Annotated in this window: 22 protein-coding genes and 1 riboswitch; of the genes, 7 read left to right on the top strand and 15 right to left on the bottom strand. The window is 47.7% G+C overall.

Annotated elements, in window-relative coordinates; translation table 11 throughout:
- Positions 1 to 77: 77 nt before the first annotated feature.
- Complete coding sequence (gene gcvH / locus MKX59_RS07665) at positions 78 to 476, bottom strand: glycine cleavage system protein GcvH (protein WP_023989876.1); 399 nt, start codon at positions 474 to 476, stop codon at positions 78 to 80.
- 394 nt (positions 477 to 870) lie between these two features.
- Positions 871 to 969: riboswitch (glycine riboswitch) on the top strand.
- A gap of 177 nt (positions 970 to 1,146) precedes the next feature.
- Between gcvH and gcvT the strand changes: the two genes are divergently transcribed.
- The 3 genes from gcvT to gcvPB all read left to right on the top strand — a co-directional run bounded on the left by gcvT (position 1,147) and on the right by gcvPB (position 5,224).
- The gene (gene gcvT, locus MKX59_RS07660; protein WP_028542455.1) at positions 1,147 to 2,247 is read left to right on the top strand and encodes a glycine cleavage system aminomethyltransferase GcvT; all 1,101 of its coding nucleotides are present in this window, start codon (positions 1,147 to 1,149) and stop codon (positions 2,245 to 2,247) included.
- A 128-nt stretch (positions 2,248 to 2,375) separates the two neighbouring features.
- Positions 2,376 to 3,731 (top strand): aminomethyl-transferring glycine dehydrogenase subunit GcvPA, encoded by a 1,356-nt coding sequence (gcvPA, locus tag MKX59_RS07655; RefSeq protein ID WP_028542454.1) that lies wholly within the window; start codon positions 2,376 to 2,378, stop codon positions 3,729 to 3,731.
- Positions 3,728 to 5,224 (top strand): aminomethyl-transferring glycine dehydrogenase subunit GcvPB, encoded by a 1,497-nt coding sequence (gcvPB, locus tag MKX59_RS07650; protein ID WP_076265318.1) that lies wholly within the window; start codon positions 3,728 to 3,730, stop codon positions 5,222 to 5,224. Before gcvPA ends, gcvPB begins: the two co-directional genes overlap by 4 nt.
- Positions 5,225 to 5,343: 119 nt before the next feature.
- Here the strand turns inward: gcvPB and ptsP are convergent, their stop codons facing one another.
- The 10 genes from ptsP to MKX59_RS07600 all read right to left on the bottom strand — a co-directional run bounded on the left by ptsP (position 5,344) and on the right by MKX59_RS07600 (position 18,239).
- Positions 5,344 to 7,056 carry a phosphoenolpyruvate--protein phosphotransferase gene (gene ptsP / locus MKX59_RS07645; protein ID WP_023989880.1) on the bottom strand — a complete coding sequence of 571 codons (1,713 nt, stop codon included), beginning with the start codon at positions 7,054 to 7,056 and terminating at the stop codon, positions 5,344 to 5,346.
- Positions 7,049 to 7,324 (bottom strand): HPr family phosphocarrier protein, encoded by a 276-nt coding sequence (locus tag MKX59_RS07640; protein WP_013372579.1) that lies wholly within the window; start codon positions 7,322 to 7,324, stop codon positions 7,049 to 7,051. Before MKX59_RS07640 ends, ptsP begins: the two co-directional genes overlap by 8 nt.
- A 110-nt stretch (positions 7,325 to 7,434) precedes the next feature.
- Positions 7,435 to 9,480 (bottom strand): glucose-specific PTS transporter subunit IIBC, encoded by a 2,046-nt coding sequence (gene ptsG / locus MKX59_RS07635; RefSeq protein WP_023989881.1) that lies wholly within the window; start codon positions 9,478 to 9,480, stop codon positions 7,435 to 7,437.
- Positions 9,481 to 9,732: 252 nt separating this feature from the next.
- Positions 9,733 to 10,593, bottom strand: a complete 861-nt coding sequence (gene glcT / locus MKX59_RS07630; RefSeq protein ID WP_023989882.1) for a glucose PTS transporter transcription antiterminator GlcT — start codon at positions 10,591 to 10,593, stop codon at positions 9,733 to 9,735.
- 190 nt (positions 10,594 to 10,783) lie between these two features.
- Positions 10,784 to 12,319, bottom strand: a complete 1,536-nt coding sequence (locus MKX59_RS07625) for a flotillin family protein (protein ID WP_028542452.1) — start codon at positions 12,317 to 12,319, stop codon at positions 10,784 to 10,786.
- Between the two features lie 48 nt (positions 12,320 to 12,367).
- Positions 12,368 to 12,886, bottom strand: a complete 519-nt coding sequence (locus MKX59_RS07620) for a membrane protease regulatory membrane protein (protein ID WP_023989884.1) — start codon at positions 12,884 to 12,886, stop codon at positions 12,368 to 12,370.
- Between the two features lie 174 nt (positions 12,887 to 13,060).
- A complete protein-coding gene (locus tag MKX59_RS07615) occupies positions 13,061 to 14,224 on the bottom strand; it encodes an iron-containing alcohol dehydrogenase (protein ID WP_076265319.1) in 1,164 nt (387 codons plus the stop codon).
- Positions 14,225 to 14,408: 184 nt separating this feature from the next.
- Positions 14,409 to 16,052, bottom strand: coding sequence for a UDP-glucose--hexose-1-phosphate uridylyltransferase (locus tag MKX59_RS07610; RefSeq protein WP_076295861.1), 1,644 nt, complete (start codon positions 16,050 to 16,052; stop codon positions 14,409 to 14,411).
- Positions 16,053 to 16,069: 17 nt separating this feature from the next.
- Positions 16,070 to 17,059 carry a UDP-glucose 4-epimerase GalE gene (galE, locus tag MKX59_RS07605; protein ID WP_023989887.1) on the bottom strand — a complete coding sequence of 330 codons (990 nt, stop codon included), beginning with the start codon at positions 17,057 to 17,059 and terminating at the stop codon, positions 16,070 to 16,072.
- A 1-nt stretch (position 17,060) separates the two neighbouring features.
- A complete protein-coding gene (locus tag MKX59_RS07600; RefSeq protein ID WP_028542448.1) occupies positions 17,061 to 18,239 on the bottom strand; it encodes a galactokinase in 1,179 nt (392 codons plus the stop codon).
- 220 nt (positions 18,240 to 18,459) lie between these two features.
- On the opposite strand from MKX59_RS07600, the gene MKX59_RS07595 reads away from it, so the two are divergent.
- On the top strand, positions 18,460 to 19,326 hold the full coding sequence (locus MKX59_RS07595; RefSeq protein ID WP_023989889.1) for an AraC family transcriptional regulator: 867 nt from the start codon (positions 18,460 to 18,462) through the stop codon (positions 19,324 to 19,326).
- 126 nt (positions 19,327 to 19,452) lie between these two features.
- On the opposite strand, the gene mgrA is transcribed toward MKX59_RS07595, so the two are convergent.
- The 4 genes from mgrA to MKX59_RS07575 all read right to left on the bottom strand — a co-directional run bounded on the left by mgrA (position 19,453) and on the right by MKX59_RS07575 (position 22,862).
- Positions 19,453 to 20,451 (bottom strand): L-glyceraldehyde 3-phosphate reductase, encoded by a 999-nt coding sequence (mgrA, locus tag MKX59_RS07590; protein ID WP_068941994.1) that lies wholly within the window; start codon positions 20,449 to 20,451, stop codon positions 19,453 to 19,455.
- An 82-nt stretch (positions 20,452 to 20,533) separates the two neighbouring features.
- Entirely contained in the window at positions 20,534 to 21,274 is a 741-nt protein-coding gene (locus MKX59_RS07585; protein ID WP_068941992.1) for an NAD-dependent protein deacylase, read from the bottom strand.
- Positions 21,271 to 22,041, bottom strand: coding sequence for an HAD family hydrolase (locus MKX59_RS07580; RefSeq protein ID WP_076157643.1), 771 nt, complete (start codon positions 22,039 to 22,041; stop codon positions 21,271 to 21,273). Before MKX59_RS07580 ends, MKX59_RS07585 begins: the two co-directional genes overlap by 4 nt.
- 14 nt (positions 22,042 to 22,055) lie before the next feature.
- Positions 22,056 to 22,862, bottom strand: coding sequence for an alpha/beta fold hydrolase (locus MKX59_RS07575; RefSeq protein WP_023989892.1), 807 nt, complete (start codon positions 22,860 to 22,862; stop codon positions 22,056 to 22,058).
- A gap of 312 nt (positions 22,863 to 23,174) precedes the next feature.
- On the opposite strand from MKX59_RS07575, the gene MKX59_RS07570 reads away from it, so the two are divergent.
- From MKX59_RS07570 to ilvD, 3 genes are all read left to right on the top strand, one after another.
- Positions 23,175 to 24,209 carry an acyltransferase family protein gene (locus MKX59_RS07570; protein WP_023989893.1) on the top strand — a complete coding sequence of 345 codons (1,035 nt, stop codon included), beginning with the start codon at positions 23,175 to 23,177 and terminating at the stop codon, positions 24,207 to 24,209.
- Positions 24,210 to 24,385: 176 nt separating this feature from the next.
- On the top strand, positions 24,386 to 24,634 hold the full coding sequence (locus tag MKX59_RS07565; RefSeq protein ID WP_023989894.1) for a KGG domain-containing protein: 249 nt from the start codon (positions 24,386 to 24,388) through the stop codon (positions 24,632 to 24,634).
- Between the two features lie 343 nt (positions 24,635 to 24,977).
- Positions 24,978 to 26,666, top strand: coding sequence for a dihydroxy-acid dehydratase (gene ilvD / locus MKX59_RS07560; protein WP_023989895.1), 1,689 nt, complete (start codon positions 24,978 to 24,980; stop codon positions 26,664 to 26,666).
- The last annotated feature ends 7 nt before the right edge of the window (positions 26,667 to 26,673 follow it).

Genomic DNA, 26,673 nt, shown 5'->3' with positions numbered 1-26,673 from the left:
ACGTCAAATCATAGCGACTATTTTATACAAAAATCGAGCAGACAAATAACCCTCTTACTCCATACTACAATGCTCCATTATTGCTCGTCGGAAATCAACTGCTCATACTGATCCGCAGACAGTAGCTTGCCCAAGGCTTCCTCCACATCTTTATCCATCTCTACTTCGATCATCCAACCTTTTTCATAGGGAGATTCATTCACTAGCTCAGGTGTACTTTCCAGCGTTTCATTCACTTTTAGTATGGTTCCCGTCACCGGAGCAAAAAGGTCGGATACTGTCTTCACCGATTCAATCGTACCGATCTCCGCTCCCTGCTCAATCGTTGCTCCCGCCTCAGGTAATTCTACAAAAACAATATCACCCAGTTGATGCTGTGCAAAGTCTGTAATACCAATTCGTACCGTTCCATTCTCTGTCCGCTGAACCCACTCATGTTCGTCTGTATACCAAAGTTGCTGCTTTACTTCACCCATTCTGTTCCCCTCACTTCCATATGAATAAAATCGCTTTTGCTCACCTGTACTAGACAGGTTAAGATTATGACAACAAGAACACTCATGTCAATAATACTAACAAAAATACTTCATATCACCTCATATAGCGTACTATATAAAAATATGATAGCTTATAACAAACGCTTACATATCCTTATTTATATATTAAATGTTTTTTCTATTGTTTTTGATGACATTTTTATTGACATTTTGAATGAATTTGCGTATTAATGGGTTATAGCAAATGCTTTGGGAAACACCCCGACAACTGCAAACGCGGATGAACGCGGAGGGAGAGACTGCCAAAAAGATTCGCATAGCTGTTGCCGCTTGTGAGACATAAGTGCACGCGAATCGGATCAGGTTGTTATCTGCAAAGCCAGGTAATATACCGTTGATCCCGAAGGTAGCGCCGAAGGAGTAAACCTGCATTGCAGGTGAATCTCTCAGGCAAAAGGACCTCTGCCGGACGCATCTCTGGAGAGCATTCGCTATTGGAGCGGATCACCCAAGGGGAAACCCGGTACATACCGGGGTAACTTTCTGGTATCAAGGACAGAGCTGAAAAAAAGAGTGTAGACTGCCGTCTATACGTTTTTTTCGGCCTGTCTTTTTTGTTTAGCCGATCACACCGGATAGGAGTGGAATAATGACTAATTTGCGAAAAACACCGCTATATTCGTCCTACGGGACGCAGTCTGGGGTTCGTTGTATTGACTTTGGCGGCTGGGAGCTCCCGGTTCAGTTTAGCGGCATTCAAAAGGAGCATGAGGCCGTCCGGCAACGTGCGGGTTTATTCGATGTATCGCATATGGGCGAATTTTTGGTTGAAGGCAAAGAGGCCGAAGCTTTTCTGCAAAGGGTGACCACGAATGATGTCAGCCAGTTGGAACCAGGTCAGGCACAATATTCACTCCTGTGTTACCCCGATGGAGGGGTAGTAGACGACCTACTTGTTTACTGCAAAGGACCGGAACGCTACATGCTCGTTGTGAACGCATCCAACATCGATAAGGATTGGGATTGGCTAATTCGCCATATGCCTGCATCCGTTCACATGGAGAATGTGTCTGATGCGATAGCATTGCTAGCGTTGCAAGGACCGGAGGCAGCACGTATTGCCGCAGCCGTGGCAGATACGGACATTACGAATCTGGCATCTTTCCGCTTCCATGAGAATGTGCCATTGTTCGGAGCAAAAGCACTGGTCTCACGAACCGGATATACGGGCGAAGACGGTTTTGAATTTTATATACCTGCTGCGGAAGCACCAGCCGTATGGGAGGGTTTGCTTCGTTCCGGTGAGTCGTATGGGCTGATTCCCGCTGGACTTGGTGCTCGGGATACACTACGCTTTGAGGCACGGTTGCCGCTATATGGTCAGGAGTTATCTGCCACGATTTCACCACTCGAAGCTGGTCTAGGTTTCTTCGTCAAGCTGAATAAAGGAGATTTTATCGGTAGAGAAGCACTGCAACGTCAGAAAGAACAAGGGATTCCTCGCAAATTGATCGGGCTGGAAATGATTGATCGCGGTATCCCACGCGCCCATTACCCGGTATTCGCAGAAGGACAACACATTGGTGAGGTCACAACGGGGACTCAGTCGCCCACCTTGAAGCGTAATCTGGGCCTCGCCTTGGTGGACAGTCGTTTTAGCGCCCTCTCCACACCGTTGGAGGTTGAGATTCGTGGCAAACGCCTGCGTGCCGAGGTGGTGGCAACACCCTTTTATAAACGCCCGCGCTGATCTTAAACTCTTTTTATTTCTATAAAGCAAATATGTCAGATATGAACTTCTGGGTTTTTCATCTCACACACTTTTTTATTAGCTAATTTACGATCTAAAATCTTGCTTTTCGAAAGGAGTCAGAACCTATGAAGCAGCATCGTTATCTCCCTATGACTGAACAGGATCAAACCGAAATGCTGCGTGTGGTGGGTGTATCATCTATTGATGATTTATTCAGTGACATTCCAGAGGCCATTCGATATCAAGGGGAACTGCCTCTCTCTTCTCGACTCGATGAGAAAGCCTTAACCCGCCACTTGGCCGAGCTGGCCGGACACAACGCCAATACAGACACACATGCCAGCTTCCTTGGCGCAGGAATTTATGATCATCATATTCCGTCCGTCATCCAGCACATCACTTCACGCTCGGAATTCTATACAGCCTACACCCCCTATCAGCCGGAAGTAAGCCAAGGCGAGCTACAAGCCATTTTCGAGTTTCAGTCGTATATTTGCGAATTGACGGGCATGGCTGTAGCTAATGCCAGCATGTACGACGGAGCGACTGCACTGGCGGAAGCGGGCTCACTGTCCGCCGCAGCTACCCGCCGTAAACAGCTTATCGTATCAAGGTCCGTCCATCCGGAGGCACGTCAGGTATTGGCAGCCTATGCACGCGGATTGGATTTGGACATCGTGGAGATCGGCTGTTCGGACGGCGTAACGGATGCTGATGCGCTAGCGGCAGCCGTATCGGAACAGACCGCGGCTGTTTTGGTCCAAAGCCCCAACTTTTTCGGAGCCGTGGAAAACCTGAAGCCGATGGCTGACCTCATCCATGCGCACAAAGGTCTTTTGGTCGTCAGTGCCAATCCACTAGCACTTGGCTTGCTGGAAACACCCGGCAAACAGGGCGCGGATATTGTGGTAGGAGACGCACAGCCACTTGGCATCTCCTCTTCTCTCGGCGGTCCGACCTGTGGATACTTTGCCGTTTCTCAGGCACATATGCGCCGTATCCCCGGCCGTATTGTGGGTCAGACCACAGACCGCAACGGTAAACGCGGCTTCGTGCTGACCTTGCAAGCGCGGGAACAGCATATCCGCCGCGAAAAGGCCACCTCTAACATTTGCTCCAACCAAGCGTTGCTAGCTTTATCTGCATCTGTATACTTGTCTGTCATGGGTAGACAGGGGATCAAGGAAGTAGCCGAGCTAAATTTGCATAAAAGCCGTTATGCTTTAGAGCAATTGCTGAGCTTGAAGGGCGTAACTGCCTCGTTTAACGCACCGACCTTTAACGAGTTTGCCCTTAGACTGCCTGAGGGTACGGATATGAGCAAACTCCAGGCCGAGCTGCTAGCTGCTGGATTTATCGCTGGCTACGATTTGGGCCGGGACTATGAGGAACTTGCTGGTCACATGTTGATTGCCGTGACGGAGCAAAGAACCAAAGAAGAGATTGACCAATTTGTACACACCTTGGGGGGATTGCTATGACACACACCGGACAGGATCAGAAACAAGGGCTGTTGAAGGAACACGATCAAGCGCTCATCTTTGAATTGAGCCGTCCGGGTCGCATCGCCTATTCCCTTCCCGAGTGCGACGTTCCCCGTCGCCCGGTGGCAGAGCTTTTGCCAGATTATGCGCTGCGCAGCGAACCTGCGGCATTACCCGAGGTATACGAAGTAGACGTTATTCGGCATTATACTTCCTTGTCCCGGCGCAATTTCGGCGTGGACAACGGATTTTATCCGCTCGGCTCCTGTACGATGAAATACAATCCAAAAGTGAATGAGGATGTCGCCCGATATACAGGCTTCGCCAAAATCCATCCATATCAGCCCGAGGAGAGCATCCAGGGTGCCATGGAGCTGCTGCATACGCTCCAAAATGATTTGGCTGCGTTAACTGGCATGGATGCCGTCACGCTTCAGCCCGCCGCGGGCGCCCATGGCGAATGGACCGGGCTGATGATGATTCGCTCATACCACGAAGCACGTGGTGAGCGACGTACCAAGGTGCTCGTGCCGGATTCCTCGCACGGAACGAACCCCGCCAGCGCAACCGTCGCGGGCTTCGAAACAGTCACCCTTCCCTCCACCCCTGAGGGGCTGGTGGATCTGGATGCGTTACGTCAAGCCGTAGGCAACGACACCGCGGCGCTCATGCTGACCAATCCGAACACGCTTGGGCTGTTCGAGAAGCAAATCACTGACATTGCTGCCATCGTGCATGAAGCGGGTGGTCTGGTTTACTATGACGGGGCAAACTCCAACGCCATCATGGGGATTACCCGTCCCGGAGATATGGGCTTCGATGTAGTGCATCTCAATTTGCACAAAACGATGAGTACCCCGCACGGCGGCGGTGGCCCCGGCGCTGGGCCTGTCGGCGTAAAGCAACGGCTCATCCCTTATTTGCCCAAGCCGCTTGTCGTACGGGATCCGCAGGGGGTGTACCACTGGGACCGGGAACAGGGAGATTCTATTGGACGGGTTAAAGCCTTTTACGGCAACTTCGGTATTCTCGTTCGTGCCTATGCCTATATCCGTAGCTACGGTCCTGACGGCTTAAAGCGTGTATCGGAATGCGCTGTGCTCAATGCCAATTACATGATGCATCGGCTCGCTCCACATTTTGACCTGCCCTACCCTGGACATTGCAAACACGAATTTGTCATGTCAGGGCGAGGCTTGAAAAAATTTGGAGTGCGTACGCTTGATGTAGCCAAACGGCTGCTTGATTTCGGCTACCATCCGCCTACAATTTACTTCCCTCTGAATGTAGAGGAGTGCATCATGATCGAGCCCACGGAGACGGAAAGTAAGGAGACACTTGATGCTTTTGTTGACACTATGATTCATATTGCGCGGGAAGCAGAAGAGAACCCTGAGCTGGTGCTCAATGCACCATATACTACTCCAGTCACACGATTGGACGAAACTACCGCAGCTCGCAAACCTGTACTGAATTGCTCATGCAGTTAAAAACAAATTCTACTTAAAGCATGCAAAAAAGCCGGTATCTATTAGATACCGGCTGCTGTATGTACACAGCAATTTTTTTGTTGGAAAAAGATATAACCTTTGAAATGTAATACCCTTCCTTAACCTTCGATGCTTTGAACCAATTCAACAACCTGTTCTGCTGTTTGCATGTCCAGAGCTTTTGTAGCCAGTTTTTCCATGTCCGCACGGGACAACTTGGAGATTTGACTACGTGCTGGCAGAATGGAAGTTGCACTCATACTGAACTCATCAAGTCCCAGACCCAGCAGCAACGGAATTGCTGTTGTATCTCCTGCCATTTCGCCACACATACCAACCCAACGTCCTTCACGGTGAGCGGCATCAATAACCATTTTCACCAGACGCAGAATGGATGGATTGTATGGTTGATACAGGTAAGAAACCCGCTCGTTCATGCGATCCGCTGCCATTGTGTATTGAATCAGATCGTTTGTACCGATACTGAAGAAATCCACTTCTTTTGCGAATTGGTCAGCCAATACCGCTGTAGAAGGAATTTCTACCATGATGCCCAGCTGAATTTCTTCAGATACGGATACACCCTCGGTTACCAACTTTTCCTTTTCTTCCAACAAAACAGCTTTAGCTTCACGGAATTCGTTCAGCGTAGCAATCATTGGGAACATGATGCGCAGGTTACCATGCACACTCGCACGCAACAAAGCACGCAATTGAGTGCGGAAAATATCCTGGCGATCCAGACACAGACGAATAGCACGGAATCCGAGGAACGGATTCATTTCTTTCGGCAGGTCCAGATAAGGAAGTTCTTTGTCGCCACCGATGTCCAAAGTACGAACTACAACCGGTTTACCTTCCATTCTTTCCAGAACGGTTTTGTACGCCGTATACTGTACTTCTTCGGATGGAAGCTTATCGCGTCCCATGTACAAGAACTCCGTACGGTACAAGCCAACGCCTTCACCACCGTTGTCCAGAACACCAGCTACATCATTAGGCGTACCAATATTGGCTGCCAGTTCGACATGAACACCATCGACAGAAACCGTAGCTTCGCCGCGCAGCTTACGCCACTCTTCGCGTTGCTTGTCGTATGCCACCTGTTTAGCACGGTATTCCGCAACAATCTCTTCGGTAGGGTTCACGAATACGTGACCATCCAAACCATCAACGATAATCAAATCACCGCTTTTAGCTTGAGACAATATATTTTTCGTTCCCACAACTGCAGGAATTTCAAGTGAGCGAGCCATAATAGCCGAATGCGAAGTACGTCCGCCGATGTTCGTTGCAAAACCTTTAACAAATTCACGATTCAGCTGAGCTGTGTCGGAAGGTGTCAAATCTTCTGCAAGCACAATCGTTTCTTCGGCAATTTCTGCAGGACTAACAAAATGAACACCAAGCAGGTGATTCAGGATCCGCTTGGTTACATCACGCATGTCCGATGCGCGTTCTTGCAAATAGGCACTTTTCATGTTTTCAAACATGGAAATGAACTGTGTAGCTACTTCATTCAAAGCATAGTCAGCATTAAGCTGCTCGTCTCTGATTTTAGCTTTAACCGGATCGATCAATTCAGGATCATTCAGGATGAGCAGGTGAGATGCAAAAATTTCTGCTTTTTTCTCTCCCAGCTCCTGAAGCGTTTTCTCCTTAATCGATTCCAATTCGGTTTGAGATTGTGCCAAAGCCGCATCCAATCTCGCGATTTCAGCTTCAACATCACCAACCGCGCGTCTCTCTACAGCGTAATTCGGATGCTCCAAGATAAACGCCCGGGCAATGGCTATGCCTGCCGAAGCGGCAATCCCGGAAATTTTAAGCATGAACTTCGCCCAGCCCTTCGTTAACGATTACATTTTCAAGAGCTTTCAGTGCTTCGGCAGCTTCAGCGCCTTCGCAGATAATGTTAATAGTATCGCCTTGTTCCAGACCCAGGGACAATACACCCAGAATGGATTTCAAAGTTACTTTTTTACCGTTAGCTTCGGCAAAAGATTCAGCACCGCTGAATTTGTTAGCTGTATTTACCAGCGCAGTTGCAGGACGTGCATGGATACCGTCTTCATCCGTAATTCTAAAAGTTGTTTGCATAATTTGTTCCTCCCACTTTCCTAAAGATAATATTTGTTTACACGCAGTATACCAGATCATTGATCAGACGGCCTAAGCCGCCTAATCAACTAATCCGAAACACATAGAGTTTATTTTATCGTAATTATACCATCTTCGCCAGCCTTCAATACTCCAGTTTTGTTTAAAGTTACCGAAGAACCTTCTGGAAGGTTAGTAAAAATGACAGGTGAGATGATGGATTTAGCGTTTGCCTTCACGTATTCCAGGTCTACTTTCATAATAGGCTGGCCAGCTGACACAAGATCGCCTTCGTTCACCAAAACGTCAAATCCTTGGCCTTTAAGCTTCACAGTATTCACCCCGATATGAACAAGCACTTCTTTACCGCCATCGGATTGAATACCAATCGCATGCTTGCTTGGGAATACATTGAATACTTTACCATAAACAGGGGACACAATCGTTCCATCATTTGGCACGACCGCAAAACCGTCACCTGTCATACGTTCTGCAAATACCGGATCGGGAACCGTCGAGATATCAACCAATTCGCCGTTAACAGGCATTACAATATCTTCTACAATAATGGTTTGTTGTTCTTCTCCAGCTTCCTTCTCCTCTTGTGGAGCAGGTTGCGCCGGAGCTGGTGCAGGTGTACGTCCAGCCATGATATCAGCCATTTGAGATTTAATGGTGTCGGAACGTGTACCGAAAATTGCCTGTACGTTGTTACCGACTTCAAGGACACCCGATGCGCCAAGTTGTTTCAGACGAGCTTTGTCAACGTTCGATTTCTCATTAACCTCGATCCGAAGACGTGTGATACAAGCATCCAGATGCTTGATATTCGATGAACCACCGAAAGCTGCCAAAATGTTGTGCGGGAGCTCATCACTACTACCGACTGCTGCGCCATCCACATTATCTGTAGCTTCTTCACGTCCTGGTGTTTTCAAGTTGAACTTCCGTATGATGAACCGGAATCCGAAGTAGTAAATAACTGCCAAAATCAGACCGACGATAATTACATACCACCAAGGCGTACGGGTTGGAATAATCCCGAAAATCAGGAAGTCAATAAATCCGCCTGAGAAGGTCATACCGATTTTGACATGTAAAATTTGCATGGTCATAAATGACAGACCTGCGAATATACAGTGTACTGCAAACAGCAGTGGAGCTACGAACAGGAAGGAAAATTCCAGTGGCTCCGTAATACCTGTCAAGAACGAAGTCAATGCTGCTGAACCCATAATACCTGCTACATATTTTTTGTGTTCTGGTCTTGCTTCATGGTACATTGCAAGCGCTGCTGCCGGCAAACCGAACATCATGAATGGGAATTTACCCACTTGGAACGTACTTGCTGTCAACGCCACTCCGTCGCGAAGCTGGCTGAAGAAGATCTGCTGGTCACCGTGAACGGTTTGACCTGCCTTGTTAACATATTCACCAAACTCAAACCAGAACGGTGAATACCAGATGTGATGCAAACCAAATGGAATCAGCGCGCGTTCGATAACACCGAACAGGAACGCCGACAAAGTCGGGTTGGAATACACCATAAAGTGAGATACTGCATTAAGTCCTTGTTGAACTGGAGGCCAGATCAGAACCAGCGCAAGTCCGACAATCAGTGAGGATACCGCCGTTGCAATCGGAACAAAACGCTTACCCGCGAAAAAGCCCAGATACGAAGGAAGCTCAATTTTGAAAAAGCGGTTGTACATGGCCGCGGCCAGTATACCGATGATTATCCCGCCGAACACCCCGGTTTGAAGCGTTGGAATCCCCAACACGTTTGCATAACCCGGTATTTTTTGAGCAATCAGACCAGGTGTGACACCCACGGCTGTACCCAGAGTAATGTTCATAACGAGGTAACCGATGATGGCAGCCAAACCTGCTACACCCTCACCGCCCGCCAGACCGACGGCTACGCCGACTGCGAACAATAGTGCCAGATTATCAAAAACGATTTGTCCGGCATTCATCATGATCGTCGCTACCGATTGAACCCAGCCCGCATTTAATGCCGGAATGTACTGGAGAAAATCAGGATTGACCAGCATGTTACCGATACCCAATAAAAGCCCCGCAGCTGGCAAAATCGCTACAGGAAGCATTAATGCTTTACCGACACGCTGTAAAACGCCGAAAAGCTTTTTAAACATACCTTCCACATCCTTCTCTGAAATTTAGAACAGAGGCAAAACAACAAAAAAGGCATGAGCCGATTTAAGTATGTTTGAAAACAACCTTGGGATATAGCTTGCCCCAGTAGGCTGTAAACAATCATAACTTAAAACAACTCATGCCTGATCGAATCAGTAACACGTTTAATGTTCAGTTGTTGTCTTCCTCATTGCAAAATTGATTATAGCACCCCGCTAAATGCGAGGCAATACTTTTTTATTCCGGTTTTATCACTTTTGTTGCTCCCCCTGCTCTTTGCGTTGGGACAACCGCTGCAGATGCATTGTCAAATAACTAACCTCAGCTGGATACACAGATTTACGGAGTCTTTTTTCCATAATTTTCGTGAGCTTCCAGGCCAGCATATACATTTCCGGGTACTCCTCATTCAAAAGCTTGTCCAATCGATAAATCTCCTGCACAATTTCTCCCCGGCGCACACGTTCAATCGCAAACCTCAGATGAGTCAGCAGTCGAGAATAATCAAGAGATTGGAGAGGAATACGATAATCCAGTGTGGTCTCGACAACCTGAACCATATCCGCAATCAGACGAGAATCCTTCCTCACCTCGGAGATATGCTGGTTTGTCATGGCGCTATAAATATGCAGGGCCACGAATCCGATTTCATCTTCTCCCAGATCTACATCCATCTTATCCCTGATTAGAGCAACAGCCTGCTCAGCCATCTTGTATTCCTGAGGATATATTTCCCTAGTCTCATACAAAAACGGATTATGAATCGTAATTCCCTGTTTATGACGGTTGATGGAAAAAGCGATATGGTCAGTTAAAGCAATCAGTATGTGCTCATTTAGAGGCTTCTTTGCTTGAAGCTGAACAAGATGAAGTACCTCACCGATGACCTCAATGAGCTTTTCATCCAGCTCAGGAAGCAACCGTTTGTATTGCTCCTGTTCTTCATGGCTTTTTAATATAAATAATTTTTCAACTGAATCCAACGGCATAAGATCACCGGGTCTGCGATTGAAACCGATTCCTTTTCCAATCACAACAACCTCATCATGCTCGGGATGCATCCCTATAATCACATTGTTATTCAGCGCTTTGGCCACTTTTAGGCTGCTCACATCCGCACCTCTTTTATCAGAACCTTGATCCTAAGAATTATAGCATGAAGCTCAGAGGAATCCACGTTAAAGTACCAAATATTCGGCTAAAGGTCAATAAAAAGAAAACGCTTTTCATCACATTGCCGGGAAATGCTGTGATGAAAAGCGGTCTTTTGGTTAGGGGTAGATGCTCCCTAAAGACTTACCGTTATTCTTTATCTGTTAGTGCTGCCTCCACCGAGGCTGGAAGATGCTGCTTATTCCCTTCACCGGAGGACGGCACGGAATGAAGGCCTTTTTTCCCAGTCGTCAGCCCCTTGATTAACTGCTCCACATCAATGCCGGATACACTCTTCAGCATCTCAGGTGCCGTAGCCATCAGTTCGGTGACATAATTGCTGACACGCGCTGCTCCTTCTCCTTTTCCCGTATCAACTACGGTGAGTTTATCAATGGACGCAATCGGTTCGGCAATACGTCCAGCCAGATCAGGCAACATTTTTACGATAATATCGAGCACGGCGGCCTCTCCAAACTTCTGGAACGCCTCCGCCAGTTTTTCCTTGGCCTCCGCTTCTGCAAGTCCACGCAAACGGATGACATCTGCGTCTGCCGTACCTTTGGCGCGTTCGGCATCCGCTTCTGCTTGCCCGTTGAGACGTTTTTGTTCAGCTGACGCTTTAGCCTGTGTCTCAATCGAGTATTGCAGCGATTCAGCCTCACGCATTTTACGCGATTTATCTGCTTCCGCCGCTTGTTCGACCGCATACCGATCGGCTTCTGCCTTCTTTTTCACTTCCGCATCATATTGCTTTTCACGTACCTGTATTTCCTTGGATTGAAGATCAATTTCCCGTTCTTTGCGCACCAGCTCGACCTTCATCTGCTCCTCGACAGCAGTCTGCTTGGCACGGGCCTCCTGGATGTGATAAGCCTGATCGGCTTCTGCCTTCGCTGTATCCTGTTCTTTCTTAAACGAAGCCACTTTCAGTTCCTTCTCCTTGGCTGCCTCCGCAATGTTGGTATCCCGCAGCAATTCGGCCTTCTGGCCTTCCTGTTCCGCACGCGCCTTCTGAATCCGGGCATCCCGCACAGCCTCGGCTTCTGCAATCTCAGCATCCCGTTTCACAGCGGCAATTCTCGGCTTACCAAGCGCATCCAGATATCCGTGCTTATCACGCACATCTTTGATGGTGAATGAAACGATTTGCAAGCCCATCTTTTTCAGATCACGAGCAGCCACGCCTTGCACTTCCTGCGCAAACCGATCCCGATTACGATAAACTTCTTCCACTGTCATCGAACCGAGGATTGCGCGCAAATGTCCCTCCAGCACTTCCTGAGCCTCTCCCCTAAGAGCCTCCAGTGGCTTCCCGATGAACTGCTCGGCTGCTGTAGCCACATCCTCAATAGAACTGCCGACCTTGATGATCGCCACACCATCCGCAATCACGGGAACTCCTTGCTCCGTATACACTTCCGGTGTGGTTACGTCCAGTTTATGGGACAACAGAGAGATGAATTCGGACTGCTGGAAAATTGGCCAAATGAAGGCCCCCCCGCCGCGTACAATTTTAATTTTGCGTCCAGAGTCATCCTCGGAAATATTTTTATTTCCCAGAAAAGAGCCCGTCACGATCATCCCTTCATCCGGTCCTACCGTTTTGTAACGGGCCCAAAAAGCGATCCCTAATATAACGATAACGATGACAACAATCCCAGGGACCAACACAATATCTTGCAAATTTGACACTCCCGATCACGCTCCCTTCAAGTTAAGCGAATGCGCCGTCTATGTGTCCAGGTACGCTACGCGGACGACGCCCTCTGCGACCTCAACCACGACGATACGGGTTCCCGCAGCAAGCGGTTTGTGATCGAAGCTAGATGCTGTATGTATGGTGTTGCCTGCACCCAAGCGGATCATAACCTCCCCGTAACCAACCTCAGGTACAGGAATGGTGACCTCACCGATCCGGCCAGTCAGCTCACGCATGGAGAAGCCGCTGGATACCTCCGAATTCGCCATGGGTTTGATAAACGCAAAGAACACGAGTATTCCGATGACAAACGCAATCCCTAAAGCAAGCACGACGACCCACCCCATGCTCAGCCCGGTATACTTTGTCAGCAGTACTCCAGCCCCGCCAAAAGCGGTCATGGCTCCAAGTAAAACGACAGGTCTGAACCAATCGAGGCCCGGTAGCTCCAATGCACCATCCAGCCAACCACCGAGTACATCTCCAATCAGCACACTGACTACGGTAAAGATAGCGCCCCCTGCCAATAACCACCAAAATATGGTTTCCATGCGACTCCTCCTTCCATGTACCTTTTCAGTCTGGTTTCCAGTCTATAACTATGTTTACGTATTCAACCTTAAAAAGTTTCAAAATTTTCCTCCAAAATCCCAAATCAAACCCAAAAAAGCACGTTCGTACGTCTAATGACGCACAAACGTGCTTAAAATGATACAAATGTCGGTTTACAGAGATGCTTTGTAAATTTCGACTACATCTTCGCGATTGAGCTTATTAAAGCCACCAAAAGATCCAAATTTCACAGCTTTATCAGCCATAACATCGATTTGGGACGCATCAATATCGTAATCAGCCAGACGCCTTGGTGCACCAATCGAGTTCCAGAAATCACGCAGCGCCTGAATACCTTCCAGCGCCACTTCTTCATCGCTCTTGCCTTCTGGGTTTACATGGAACACATTGACGGCCAGTTGTTTGAAGCGTTCAGGCTTCACATGCAGATTGTGTTTCATCCAGTTCGGGAACAGAATAGCCAGTCCTCCACCATGTGGAATATCATAAACAGCAGACACAGCATGTTCGATATTGTGAGTAGCCCAGTCACCTGTCAGCCCCATGTTTAGGAAGCCGTTCAGCGCCATCGTACCACAATACATAATCGTTTCACGCAGCTCGTAGTTTTCCAGATCGTTGACCAGACCTGGAGCCGCATCCATGACCGTACGCAAAATCGTTTCGCACCAGCCAAGTTGGACCGGAGTATTGGATTCCAAATGGAAATAATGCTCCAGCGTATGTGACATCATATCTACGATTCCGTAAACGGTTTGATTTTGCGGCAGAGAGTATGTGTTCACAGGATCAAGAATAGAAAACGCAGGGAACGCAAATACGCTGCCCCAGCCCAATTTTTCCTGTGTTTTTTCATTTGTAATAACAGAACCCGCATTCATTTCAGAACCGGTAGCTGCCATGGTCAAAACCGTACCTAATGGCAATGCAGCCTGTGGTGCCGCTTTACGCTCTGCAAAATCCCACATGTCGCCATCATATTTTGCACCAACAGCAATGGCTTTGGAGCAATCCAGCACACTACCACCGCCTACAGCCAGAACGAGGTCGATTTGATGTGTTTTACACAATTCAACGCCTTTATGTACTGTAGATAAGCGAGGATTCGGTTCTACACCAGCCAGTTCCGTTACCTCTGCACCGATTTCACCAAGCAAACTTATTACATTATCGTACAAACCGCTGCGCTTAATGCTGCCGCCGCCATATACAAGCAGTACACGTTTACCATATTTAGGAACTTCACGCTTGAGAGCCTCCAATTGTCCTTTACCGAAGATCAATTGTGTAGGATTATAAAATTCGAATGCTTTCATCGCAAACGCTCGCCTCCAATAGTTCTAAAGTTTAATGTTAAGAAACTACTCTATTATAACCTTTTCGGTTACAGGAAACAAATCTGCTTTATTTTCAGAAAAAAACCACACTCCTTGAGGAGCATGGTTCCATGTCATATCTTGGGAGGGTTCTCGTAGTGTATTATGTGCTGCGCAAGCGATTTTATTCTCCCAAAGTATATCCCAATTGTTTCATAAAACGACCAAAGGCCTGTTGACCGGACGGATTTCGTTTATACACTCCTGCATGCTCTAAAATTTCACTGAATTTCAGTCCAACCTCATTTTGTACGGTACGAACAGCCGTCTCCTTGTCAGGCAAACGACCGAACCGGGTGTTTAACTGATAAATCCAGTCTGCATGCTTAAACAGTGGATGTCCTTCCTGCTGCATAGCCACAGCCAGCTTGTCATCCCCACACAAAATATCTGCAATTCCATCCAGTTCATCCTTGAGCCGCCCCGGTAATATGGCAAGTCCCATAACTTCGATCAGACCGATATTTTCCTTCTTGATGTGATGCATCTCGCGGTGAGGATGGAAAATACCTTCCGGATACTCTTCACTCGTTCGGTTGTTACGCAGTACGAGATCCATCTGGTACCTGCCTTCGGCATCACGGCGCACAATCGGCGTCACGGTATTATGCGGAATCGTTTCCCCTTCCTGCTCTGTATGAGAGAGGACATCAGCTACAGGATCACTATAAACTTTCCAGGCTTCAAAAGCAGCATTTCCCGCTTCCAACAACGCCTCGGCATCTGTTGACGTAAAACGGATGACCGACATCGGCCAGTTTACAATCCCCGCTGTAACCTGCGGGAACGATTCATTATGGTATATGCCGTCCACACCCGCTTTTTCAATTGGGAATGTATGACGACCACCCTGAAAATGATCATGGGTCAGGATCGATCCGCCGACAATCGGCAGATCCGCATTGGAGCCAATAAAATAATGCGGAAACGCTTTCGTAAAGGCCAGCAATCGGCGCAGTGTATCCTTCGTAAGCTTCATCGGTACATGATCATGATGGAACACAATGCAGTGTTCGTTGTAATACACATAGGGTGAATATTGAAAAAACCACGGTTCCCCATTCAATTCCACCGGAATGATGCGCAAATTTTGACGGGACGGATGATTTACTCTTCCTGCATATCCGACGTTTTCACGGCATAATTGACACTTGGGATAAACAGGCGGCGGCAAAAGCTTCGCCATCGCAATTTCCTTGGGACTTTTTTCTGGCTTGGACAAATTAATCGTGATTTCCATATCTCCGTAAGATGTCGACTGATTCCAGTACACATTGCTGGCAACCCGATCCATTCGGATGTAGTTCGAATCGATGGATAATTGATAAAAAGCATCTGTCGCCGCCTCTATGCCACGTTCAGTCTCCGTTTGATGAAAGTCACGGATGACTTCAGATGGTCTCGCCATCAACAGCCCCATGATTTTGGAATCCAGCAAATCACGATACGTATCTGTGTTTTCAGGGATAAGTCCAGTGGCAAAACCATAATCTATCAAAACATTTAGCACAGGCTGGAGGGCTTCGGGGGCCATAATGCCCCCTGCTTCCCCACCTGAATAAGGCTCGGAAAAACCAAACTGATCCAATAGCAAATTACGGCAGTAATCTGTATCTTGTGGACCAATCAAGCCCCTGTTTTGTGCGAATGCAACCAGTTGCTCCACCGCATATAGAGCTGATTGCTGTACAGTTTCGTCGATGTCATTGGCCAGATGCCGGGAATGTTCCCGGCCTTGGCCTTTATCTGCAGATTGGCGCTCGCTCATGTGTCATCGTCTCCCGTCTATTCGTCGCCGTAGCCGTGAGGGTGCGATTGATGCCATCCCCATGCTCCGCTAATAATGTCCTCTAGTTGGGTACGTGCTGGACTCCAGCCCAACACCGAACGAGCCTTGTCAGAAGATGCAACCAATATCGCTGGATCGCCTGCGCGGCGTGGCTCTGTCACAACTGGAATGTCGAGCCCAGTGACCTTGCGTGCCGTCTCAATAACTTCTTTCACAGAGAAGCCCTGCCCGTTGCCCAGGTTGAATACGTTGCTGTCATTGCCTTCGCGCAAGTAATTTACTGCACGCACATGAGCATCCGCCAGGTCACTCACGTGAATGTAATCCCGAACACACGTGCCGTCAGGAGTCGCATAATCCTCACCAAACACAGCGATGTGTGGACGCTGTTTCAAGGCTGTCTGGAGCACCAACGGGATCAGATGGCTTTCTGGTCGGTGATCTTCACCGATCTTGCCGCTCTCATGCGCACCAGCCGCATTAAAATACCGTAAAGACACATATTTGATGCCTAAAACTTTGTCAAACCACGACATCATGCGCTCCATCATCAGCTTTGTTTCACCATACACGTTGGTTGGCTCTGTACGGTCACCCTCTTCAATCGGCACCTTTTCCGGTTCGCCGTAGGTAGCCGCAGTAGAGGAAAACACGATTCGGCGCACTCCAGCATCCTTCATTGCCTCCAGCAAGCTCAGCGTGCCAAATACATTGTTGTCGTAATATTTACCAGGATTTTGCATACTTTCTCCAACCAGCGAGTTGGCTGCAAAATGGATAACTGCATCGATACTATTTTCTGAGAACAGTTTGGACAGTAGTTCTTTATCCCTCAAATCCCCTTCATACAACTTGCCTCCAAGCAATGCTGCTTTGTGCCCGGTTTGCAAATTATCCAGCACCACAACTTCTTCTCCCAGATCCAACAATTCTGCTACGGTATGTGAACCGATATATCCAGCTCCACCTGTGACTAAAATGGCCATGTTATTCGTCCTCCTTCAGTTCTTTAACTCCGTCTCCTGCCTTGCATACATAAAAGCTGGCTTCCAGCCCTGTGCGGGTCTGATAAGCTTCGCCGACTTCCTTCACAAAACGTTCCACATCGTTCTCATGAACCAATGAAACCGTACAACCTCCAAATCCGGCTCCTGTCATACGAGCACCCAGCGTGCCAGGAATGCGTCGTGCTTCTTCAACCATGACGTCCAGCTCCGTGCAGCTGACCTCATACAAATCGCGTAATGAATCATGAGAAGCATTCATTAACTGACCAAAAGCTGCAAGTTCATTCGCCGCGAGAGCATCAACAGAGGCCAACACACGAGCGTTTTCCTCCACCACATGCTGTGCCCGCCGACGCACTGTTTGGTCCGCGATGTGATGCTGAAGCTCTCCGAAACGCGCCTCATCCAGCTGAGCGAGGTATTCCAGTGACGGTTCCTGCTGCTGCAAAATGGACAGTGCTTCGGCACATTGACTACGACGCTCGTTATAGGCTGAGTCCACCAAACCGCGACGCTTGTTTGTATTGCCGATCACGAGCTTATAAGCCCCCGTGCGGAATGGCACTTTACGGTAATCCAGCGTATCGCACATCAGTAGAATTGCATGATCAGCTGCTCCGTTCGCTACAGCGAACTGGTCCATAATGCCGCAATTGACACCAACATAATTGTTTTCTGCCCGCTGGGACAACAAAGCGATTTCGACCGTATCTGTTTCCTGTTTTTCGATCGTGAGAAACGCGTATCCTGTAACAACCTCAATGGAGGCTGAGGAGGATAATCCAGCACCATTCGGTATTTCTCCATGATAGAGCAGGTCATATCCGTTAGACGGATAAACTCCCTTTTCAGCCAACTCCACCAGCACACCCACCGGATAGTCCACCCACTCATCCGTTTTGTTTTTACCTATTTCTCCACGGGGGATAGACACTTCATACGACAGGTTTGTTGAAGCAAAATGAATTTCATCATCATTGCGCGCACGAAGGATTAGCGTCGTTCCGAATTCCAGCGCAGCCGGGAGTACATAACCACCGTTATAGTCGATATGCTCTCCAATCAGATTGACACGTCCAGGCGCATGAAATACCCGCAGTTCATTGCTGCTTTCACCATATTTTTCAATAAAATGTTTCTTTAATTCAGTAGAGTTCATATCCGCATCCACCTCATATACCGTTAGTAAAGGTTCCCCTGATTTCCCTGTAACATCTTAATCAGGTTGACATCTCTTATGATTTCAGTATAAATGAAAGCGTCACACGATGTAATGCATCCATGTGTTTAAGCTATGGATAAATGTGACTTGGATATGTACAATGTAAGTATACCGCATCCGCTAAACCATTCACAAATGCAGGAAGGATGACCCTATTTTGCAAGCGCATTCATATAGTTATGCCGTCGCCTCTAATCCGGTGTTTTATGAAAATAGCCCGCTGCATGTGCTTTTTGCAGGAGAGAGCCAAACCAAATCCGGTCATGCCGTAGGGCCGAAAATCTATGATTACTATCTGCTACACTTTGTAGAATCGGGCAGAGGTATCTTCCGAACGGAACAGCACACATATCAGCTTGAAGAAAACGATTTTTTCCTTATTCATCCCGGTCAGCTGGTGAGCTATACCTCTGATGAAGAGAAACCGTGGCGTTATCGTTGGTCTGCGTTTACCGGGCACCATACTGAGCAGGTGGTGCAGGAGGCCGGGCTACGTGTTCACCAGCCTGTCTTTCATGCTTCCGATCAAAGTCCCATCCCCGGTTATTTGGAGCAAATGCAATTGGCCTTTTATAGCAGAAAATCTAGTTCTCATCTATCAGCCTTGGGCTATTTGTATCTGATTATGGGGGAAGCAGGCAATTACCTGAGTGACTGGACTGATCCGTCCGGGGCGGATTCGCAAATTCAACGTACAGTCAAGCAGATGGTGCAATATATGTCCACTCAGTACGCACATCCCGTTTCCATTGAGCAAATGTCTGAAGGACTTGGTTATAACCGTGCGTATTTGTCACGGATATTCAAAAAGGAAACGGGCATCTCCCCCGTCACCTATCTGCTTAAGCTAAGAATCGACAAATCACGTCAACTGCTGCGTGAGCGTCCTGAACTATCAGTAGAGCAAGTGGCCGCTTCGGTCGGACTAACCGATGCCTTATATTTCTCACGTCAATTCAAGCGCTTCTGTGGTCAGTCTCCAACCGAGTACCGAAGCAAGGTTAAGCAGTACCCACAGTCGTAAAGCAGACTTAAACAGCCCGCATCCTTCAAACGGATACGGGCTGTTAATTTATATTGTATAAGAGAACACGAAATTAGGCCGATGACTACAGATTAACTTTCACCATTAGGCTGTGCCGCCGTCCTGTCAGTTCCCGGCATTCAGAATCGAATCAATTCGATCCAGTTCCTCCTGAGAAAAGTCCAGATTGGATAAGGTAGCAACATTTTCTTCAATTTGGCTTACACGGCTTGCCCCAATCAAGACAGAGGTCAGACGTTCGCCACGCAGAGCCCAGGCCAGCGAGAATTGAGCCAAACTTTGTCCGCGTGCAGCAGCCATCTGATTCAGGGCGCGTACCTTGCGAAGTGTCTCTGGCGTTACATGGTTCTCATTCAGGAAAACCGATGTACTCGCTGCACGTGAATCCTCGGGGATTCCGTTCAAATATTTATTGGTCAGCAATCCCTGAGCCAGCGGGCAAAAGGCAATGCTGCCTACCCCGTTTTCGTCCAGTACATCTTGTAATCCGCTTTCAATCCAGCGGTCGAGCAAGGAGTATTTCGGCTGATGAATCAGAAGCGGTGTTCCCAGCTCCTTCAGAATGCGAGCTGCTTCTGCTGTTTGCTCCGCACTATAATTGGACACACCCACATACAGCGCTTTGCCGGATCGTACGATATGATCCAGTGCTCCCATCGTTTCTTCCAGCGGCGTATTAGGATCAAATCGGTGAGAGTAGAATATATCGACATAGTCCAGCCCCATCCGCTTCAGGCTCTGATCCAGACTGGATATCATATACTTGCGAGATCCCCAGTCACCATAAGGCCCTGCCCACATATTGTAGCCCGCTTTGGTGGAGATGACCAACTCATCCCGGTACGGTTTCATATCACTGGCTAAGACTTGTCCAAAAAATTCCTCAGCTGATCCCGCAGGAGGGCCATAGTTATTAGCTAAATCAAAATGCGTAATTCCTAGATCAAAGGAGCGAGTAATCATGCTGCGGCCATTCTCCGCGTTGTTAATTCCGCCAAAATTGTGCCACAAGCCCAGCGAAATAGCCGGCAGTTTTAGACCTGATCTCCCTGTACGGTTATATTTCATACTTTCATAACGATCTTCGCCAGCTAAATAAACCATGCTATCCCAGCCTCTCTCGAAACATTGTAATGTCCATCAACATCATCATAGCGCTTTTATCCGAGCGTTGACAAGAAAACGATTACAGACCTAATTGGTGAGCAAGTTTTTCCATAACTTTACCGATTGGATCGGTGATCAAAAGATCCGCCTTATGATCATACGAGGTGGGATCTGTATTCAGCAGCACCGTATGTTTACCACGAAAATAAGTAATCAAGCCCGCAGCAGGATGTACTGTCAGCGACGTTCCTCCAATTAACAGCAAATCAGCCTGCGAAATAGCCTGAACGGATTGAATAATGGTATCCTGATTCAGCTCCTCCTCATATAAAACGACATCCGGTTTGATAATTCCTCCATCTATCGGACATTTGGGTACAACCTCAGAGCTGTTCATCACTTCATCTAGACTGTAAAAGCGTCCGCATTCCATACAGTGGTTGCGATGCACCGAGCCATGAAGTTCTAGTACATTCACACTACCTGCAGCCTGATGTAATCCGTCAATATTTTGTGTCACAACCGCTTTTAGACGGCCTTGCTTTTCCAATGACGCGAGGAAATGATGACAACCATTCGGCTCCGCATCGGGATGCAGCATTTTGCTGCGATAGAAGTCGTAGAACACCTCAGGATGCTTCACAAAAAATGAACGGCTCAGCATAACCTCAGGGGAATAAGGCAATTTCTCCTCACTTTGATACAGGCCTGCTGCCGAACGAAAATCCGGAATACCGCTTTCCGTCGATGTCCCTGCTCCGCCGAAAAAAACAACATTCTGCGATTGCTGTATCCATTCCGCCAACGTATTAACTTTCATACCCTACGCACCTCCAGCTCTTCATATCCACGAACAACCTTATCCGCATCCAGCAAATGACCAGAACGTTCTGCTTCTGGCGCAAATCCAATAGCGAGCCGTACTCCGGCACGCTTGCCCATCTGCATATCCCCATTGCTGTCTCCGATGACTACCACGTCCGCCGGCGACAATCCTAGTAACGCGCAGGCTTTTTCAGCCATTTCCGGGTCAGGCTTGCCGTATGTAACCCTATCATGTCCGATAATCTCGTCAAAATAGGATGTCAGCCCCATCCACTCTAAATGCTCCTGTGCAGCCTCTGTACTGTCAGAGGTCACAACCGCCAGCTTCAGCCCGGCATGGCGGCTTTGCTCAAGCAACGTCCGCAATCCTGGAAACACCTTCGCTGCCCGATGTCGCCGAATATCAGCCATCGCCGTTTTATTAAAGTCGCGGACAAGCCGCACAGCCTCATTCCACGGTACACCAGCAGTATAAAGCTGCCAAGCCAGTACCCCCGTACTTTCGTCCACCGTCCCCATGGCTAGTGGGCCAGAAGGATCGTAACCGATCACACGTCCCTCTAGATCGTGAACAGTACCTAGAACGGTACCTTTTTCCACCGTAAAACCGGCACCCGCCACGGTAAGATGCTGCTCCATCATATCCAGTATAGAACGAGCCCAGGGGCCCCACAACTGAATAAAATCCAGCAACGTTCCATCTTTATCCAATAAAATACCACGGCATGGGTACCGCTCCCCCTGCACGATCAGCTCAGACATGCAGCACACCTCCTTTACTGGTTCTTAGGAGCCCCATCCACACTCTCTTTCATCCAGTCCTGTAAAGCCGTTACCGTCTGATTCCATTGCTCGACAGCGCTAATTTTTGCAGGATTATCCCCTTTTTGGACACCATAACTGCCGAATTGGGCATGATTTCCCCCTTCGACTGTAAAATACAGCGTGTTGGCTGGTAAATAAGTTCTTCCACTTTGGACATTTTCCATCTGGACGACTCCATCATCACTTCCCAGTAGAGAAATAACGGGCAGATTTTTATCCTTTAAATTACCCTTGTTATCCGGGTAGGAGGCGAGGAAAAATACACCTTTGACCTGATCAGGATGTGCAGCTGCATATCGGGCCGCCATCACACCGCCTAACGAATGGCCTCCAATAACAAACGCTTCTTTCGGATATGCCTTTAGCACTTCATTCGCTAAATCCGGGGAGATCAATGCAAGGTTGAGTGGCATTTTTGCAATGATCACATGATGACCCTTTTCCGCCAGACGGCGTGCCAAGGGCGCATAACTTTCGGGCTTCACCAATGCCCCTGGGTACAAAATGACTCCGGCTCCGCTTCTTTTTGCAGGCTCAAAACCGACCCAATGTTCTTGTTCATTTACTTTCACAGCATCCGCTACTTCAGCTAGTGCAGCAGCAGCCGTCTCGTCAGGCTGATAAGGCGTAAACACCTTCCATGCTCCCCACCCTGCGATCAGTGCAATAACAATCAGGATGCCTAAGAGAACTTTCCATATTTTCCGAGGACCACGTGTCCCATATGAATTGTATGATCTTCTTGTTCTTCTTCTCATTGTAAAAGTTCCTTTCGCCTTTCGTACCTCGTAATTCGTAATTTGAATATAAAATGTATCGCTGTATTCATCAGCGTAACTAGCCTTGTTAGGGTAACATCGTTGCACATACAGGGTCAAATCAGCATACATTTCCATGTCTTAGCCCATCTTTGTCCGGTGTTCAAGCTTTCGCCACACATTAAGGTTATGATAACGCTTACTATTGTGAATAAAATCACAATGATAATGTCCAGAGTATCGTACCTTGTTCCTTGTAAAGAATTATTTTTTAAATAGTTTAGTCGGCAGAAGCCGTTCGGAGGGAAACACATGACGACAAGCCATGATGTACAAGGGGAAAGCTTCTTTCTCAATTTGCGATTTCTGTTGATCATATGCGTATTTGCAGGGAATGCTCTGGAGCCTCTAGTCGGTTCACTTCATATTGCCCAACAATGGTTCAGCTGGATATTCATGTTTCATATGCCGTTGTTTGTACTCGTTACAGGCTACTTTGCCCAAACTTCTTTGACCGGATCAGCAGGCCGAAAAGTTCTGCTTCAGATCGGTATGCAATATCTTATTTTTCAATCGCTCTATTCGATCTTGGATGTTGCACTCTTCCACGTTCCCCATATCCATCATTCGTTCTTTGCTCCTTATCTGCTACTCTGGTTCCTTGCCAGCCATATCTGTTGGAGACTGCTGATGCTGTCTTTTCAGAAAATACCACCTGTCCTCCAATTGGGTATATCCGTGCTGCTGGGTATCCTCGTCGGGTATCTCCCTGTGGATGGTATATGGCTGAGCGTATGCAGAACCTTTGTTTATTTGCCTTACTTTGTAGCAGGTTATCATTTGAATTATGCAGACGTTCGACGGTTCTTCACAGCTCCAGTCCGCATAATCGCTGGCGTTGTATCTCTTCTGCTTATGGTACTGGCGGGAACGTCGTATTTCGGCATCCCGGCAGGCTGGCTGTATGGCAACATGACTTACGGTGAATTGGGCCATACCGAATGGTACGCAGGAATTTACCGCATCGGCATTTATGGAGTTCAATGGATAGCATCCATGGCGTTCCTAAGCTTTGTTCCAGCTGTCACAGGACGTATAACCGAGATGGGAAGACGGACACTATATGTCTTTTTACTCCATGGCTTGATCGTCCGTACCGTCGTTGCAAAGGGAGTCTACGAATATATAGATACTCCAGTGGAAGTCATGTTGATTGTAGTGTGTGCTGCAGGTCTGTGCTGTATGTTGACCATGCCTTGGGTTCGAACTGCAACACGACCTCTGATTGAGCCACAGGTAGAGTGGATGCTAAAGCCAGCTCCTTATCCTTTTAGACGGTCCGCGTAATCTTTTTATCCATTTTTTATTTAACATTGAACACGCGACAACCCACTCACAGACGAACATGTAAGCGAGTCTACCCCCTCTTTACTCCACTTGGAGCCTGTTTCATACAGGCGTGATGTGGTAAGTAAAGGATGCGCGCAACAAAAAACAACTTTTTTATTAAGGAGTGATTTGTAATGGCACGTAATCAAAATCAGGGGAAAATGAGTCGCGAAGAAGCAGGTCGTATGGGTGGAGAAGCTACTTCCAAGAAGCACAATAAGGAATTTTATCAGGAGATTGGTAAAAAGGGCGGGGAAGCAACCGCAAACTCTCACGATAAAGAATTTTATCAGGAAATCGGCAAAAAAGGCGGCGATGCTACAGCTGAGTCGCATGACAAAAATTTCTACAGAGACATCGGTCGTAAAGGCGGCAGAAATTAAGGTGTAATATCATATTCCGCCCTCCTTTAACATAAAACAAGCTTGAGCCCATTCGCTTTATTGCGGAATGGGCTCTTTCATATTTTACCTGATACGCAAACATGTCAGTATACATATTTCTAATATAATCAAATTCTAACTCTTCTAAATGCAATATATAGACAAATAAAACTGCTCATGTCTATATATTGTTGATTACAGAACCCTACTAGTTCTTTTTCAAAATCTTCATATATGTAGAAAAAAGCTCACATCTATGATAGACTCTTTAGAAAACATCTGCGCTATTACGGCGTCCATTGAACGCCATACTATTTTTATACTTTGGGGGGAAACCAGCATCATGACAGCTAAGACGAAAATGCGTTCCGATATGATTAAAAAAGGCTTTGACCGCGCTCCTCACCGCAGCTTGCTGCGCGCAGCGGGTGTCAAGGAAGAAGATTTTGACAAACCGTTTATTGCGGTATGCAACTCGTATATTGATATCGTACCGGGCCACGTCCATTTGCAGGAATTTGGAAAAATTGTCAAGCAAGCCATTCGTGAGGCAGGCGGTGTACCTTTCGAGTTTAACACCATCGGTGTAGATGACGGCATTGCCATGGGTCACATCGGTATGCGTTATTCTCTGCCAAGCCGTGAAATTATAGCTGACTCTCTGGAAACTGTCGTTTCCGCTCACTGGTTTGATGGCATGGTTTGTATTCCTAACTGTGATAAAATTACCCCTGGCATGATGATGGGCGCATTGCGCGTTAACATTCCAACTATTTTCGTCAGCGGCGGTCCTATGAAAGCTGGTAAAGACAAGAACGGACGCTCTATTTCCCTGACCTCCGTCTTCGAAGGCGTAGGTGCATATCAGGCTGGTAAAATCGACGATCAAAGCTTGCTTGAATTAGAACAATACGGCTGCCCGACATGTGGCTCCTGTTCAGGGATGTTCACAGCGAATTCCATGAACTGTCTCGCAGAAGCGATGGGTCTGGCTATGCCGGGTAACGGCACCATTCTCGCAGTAGCAGAAGAACGTAAAGAATTCGTTAAACAATCTGCACGCCAATTAATGGAATTGATTAAGCTTGATCTTAAACCACGTGATATCGTGACTAAAGAGGCTATTGATAATGCATTTGCATTGGATATGGCAATGGGCGGTTCCACGAATACAGTATTGCATACATTGGCACTTGCCCATGAAGCAGAAGTTGACTACCCTATCGAACGTATTAATGAAGTCGCAAACCGCGTACCTCATTTGTCCAAATTGGCACCTGCTTCCGACTATCATATTGAGGATGTCCATAATGCAGGCGGCGTAAGCGCAGTGCTGAATGAATTGTTGAAGAAACCGGGCGCACTGCATGGAGACTGTATTACTGTGACCGGAAAAACCATTCGTGAAAACGTAGAAGGTCAGGAAATTCTGGATACTAACGTCATCCATAAACTGGACAACCCTTATTCTGAACGTGGCGGCCTAGCTGTATTATTCGGTAATCTGGCACCGCAAGGCTCCATCATTAAAGTCGGTGCAGTTGATCCTTCGGTTGGTGGTTATCACAAAGGTCCTGCTATCTGCTTTGATTCACAGGAAGATGCACTGGCAGGTATCGCCAACGGTAAAATTAATGAAGGACACGTTGTTGTTATCCGTTATGAAGGTCCAAAGGGCGGACCTGGTATGCCTGAAATGCTCGCTCCAACTTCACAAATCGTGGGCATGGGGCTTGGTGCCAAGGTGGGTCTGATTACAGACGGACGATTCTCAGGTGCTTCCCGCGGTATCTCCATCGGTCATATTTCCCCTGAAGCCGCAGAAGGCGGACCTATCGCTTTTGTTGAGGACGGCGATATCATCGAGCTGGACTTAAACAATCGTAAGATTGAGCTCCACATTACGGACGAAGAATTTGAACGTCGTCGCGCCAACTGGAAAGGCTTTGAGCCGAAGGTAAAAACGGGTTACCTGGCACGTTATTCCAAGCTGGTAACGAACGCAAGTAACGGCGGAATTATGAAAATCTAAATGCGTT

It is taken from the genome of Paenibacillus sp. FSL R7-0340 (genome assembly GCF_038002205.1).
In the GTDB taxonomy this organism is placed as follows: domain Bacteria; phylum Bacillota; class Bacilli; order Paenibacillales; family Paenibacillaceae; genus Paenibacillus; species Paenibacillus polymyxa_B.
The sequence above is the reverse complement of the archived record's forward strand: the minus strand, read 5'-3'. Positions and strand labels throughout refer to the sequence as shown.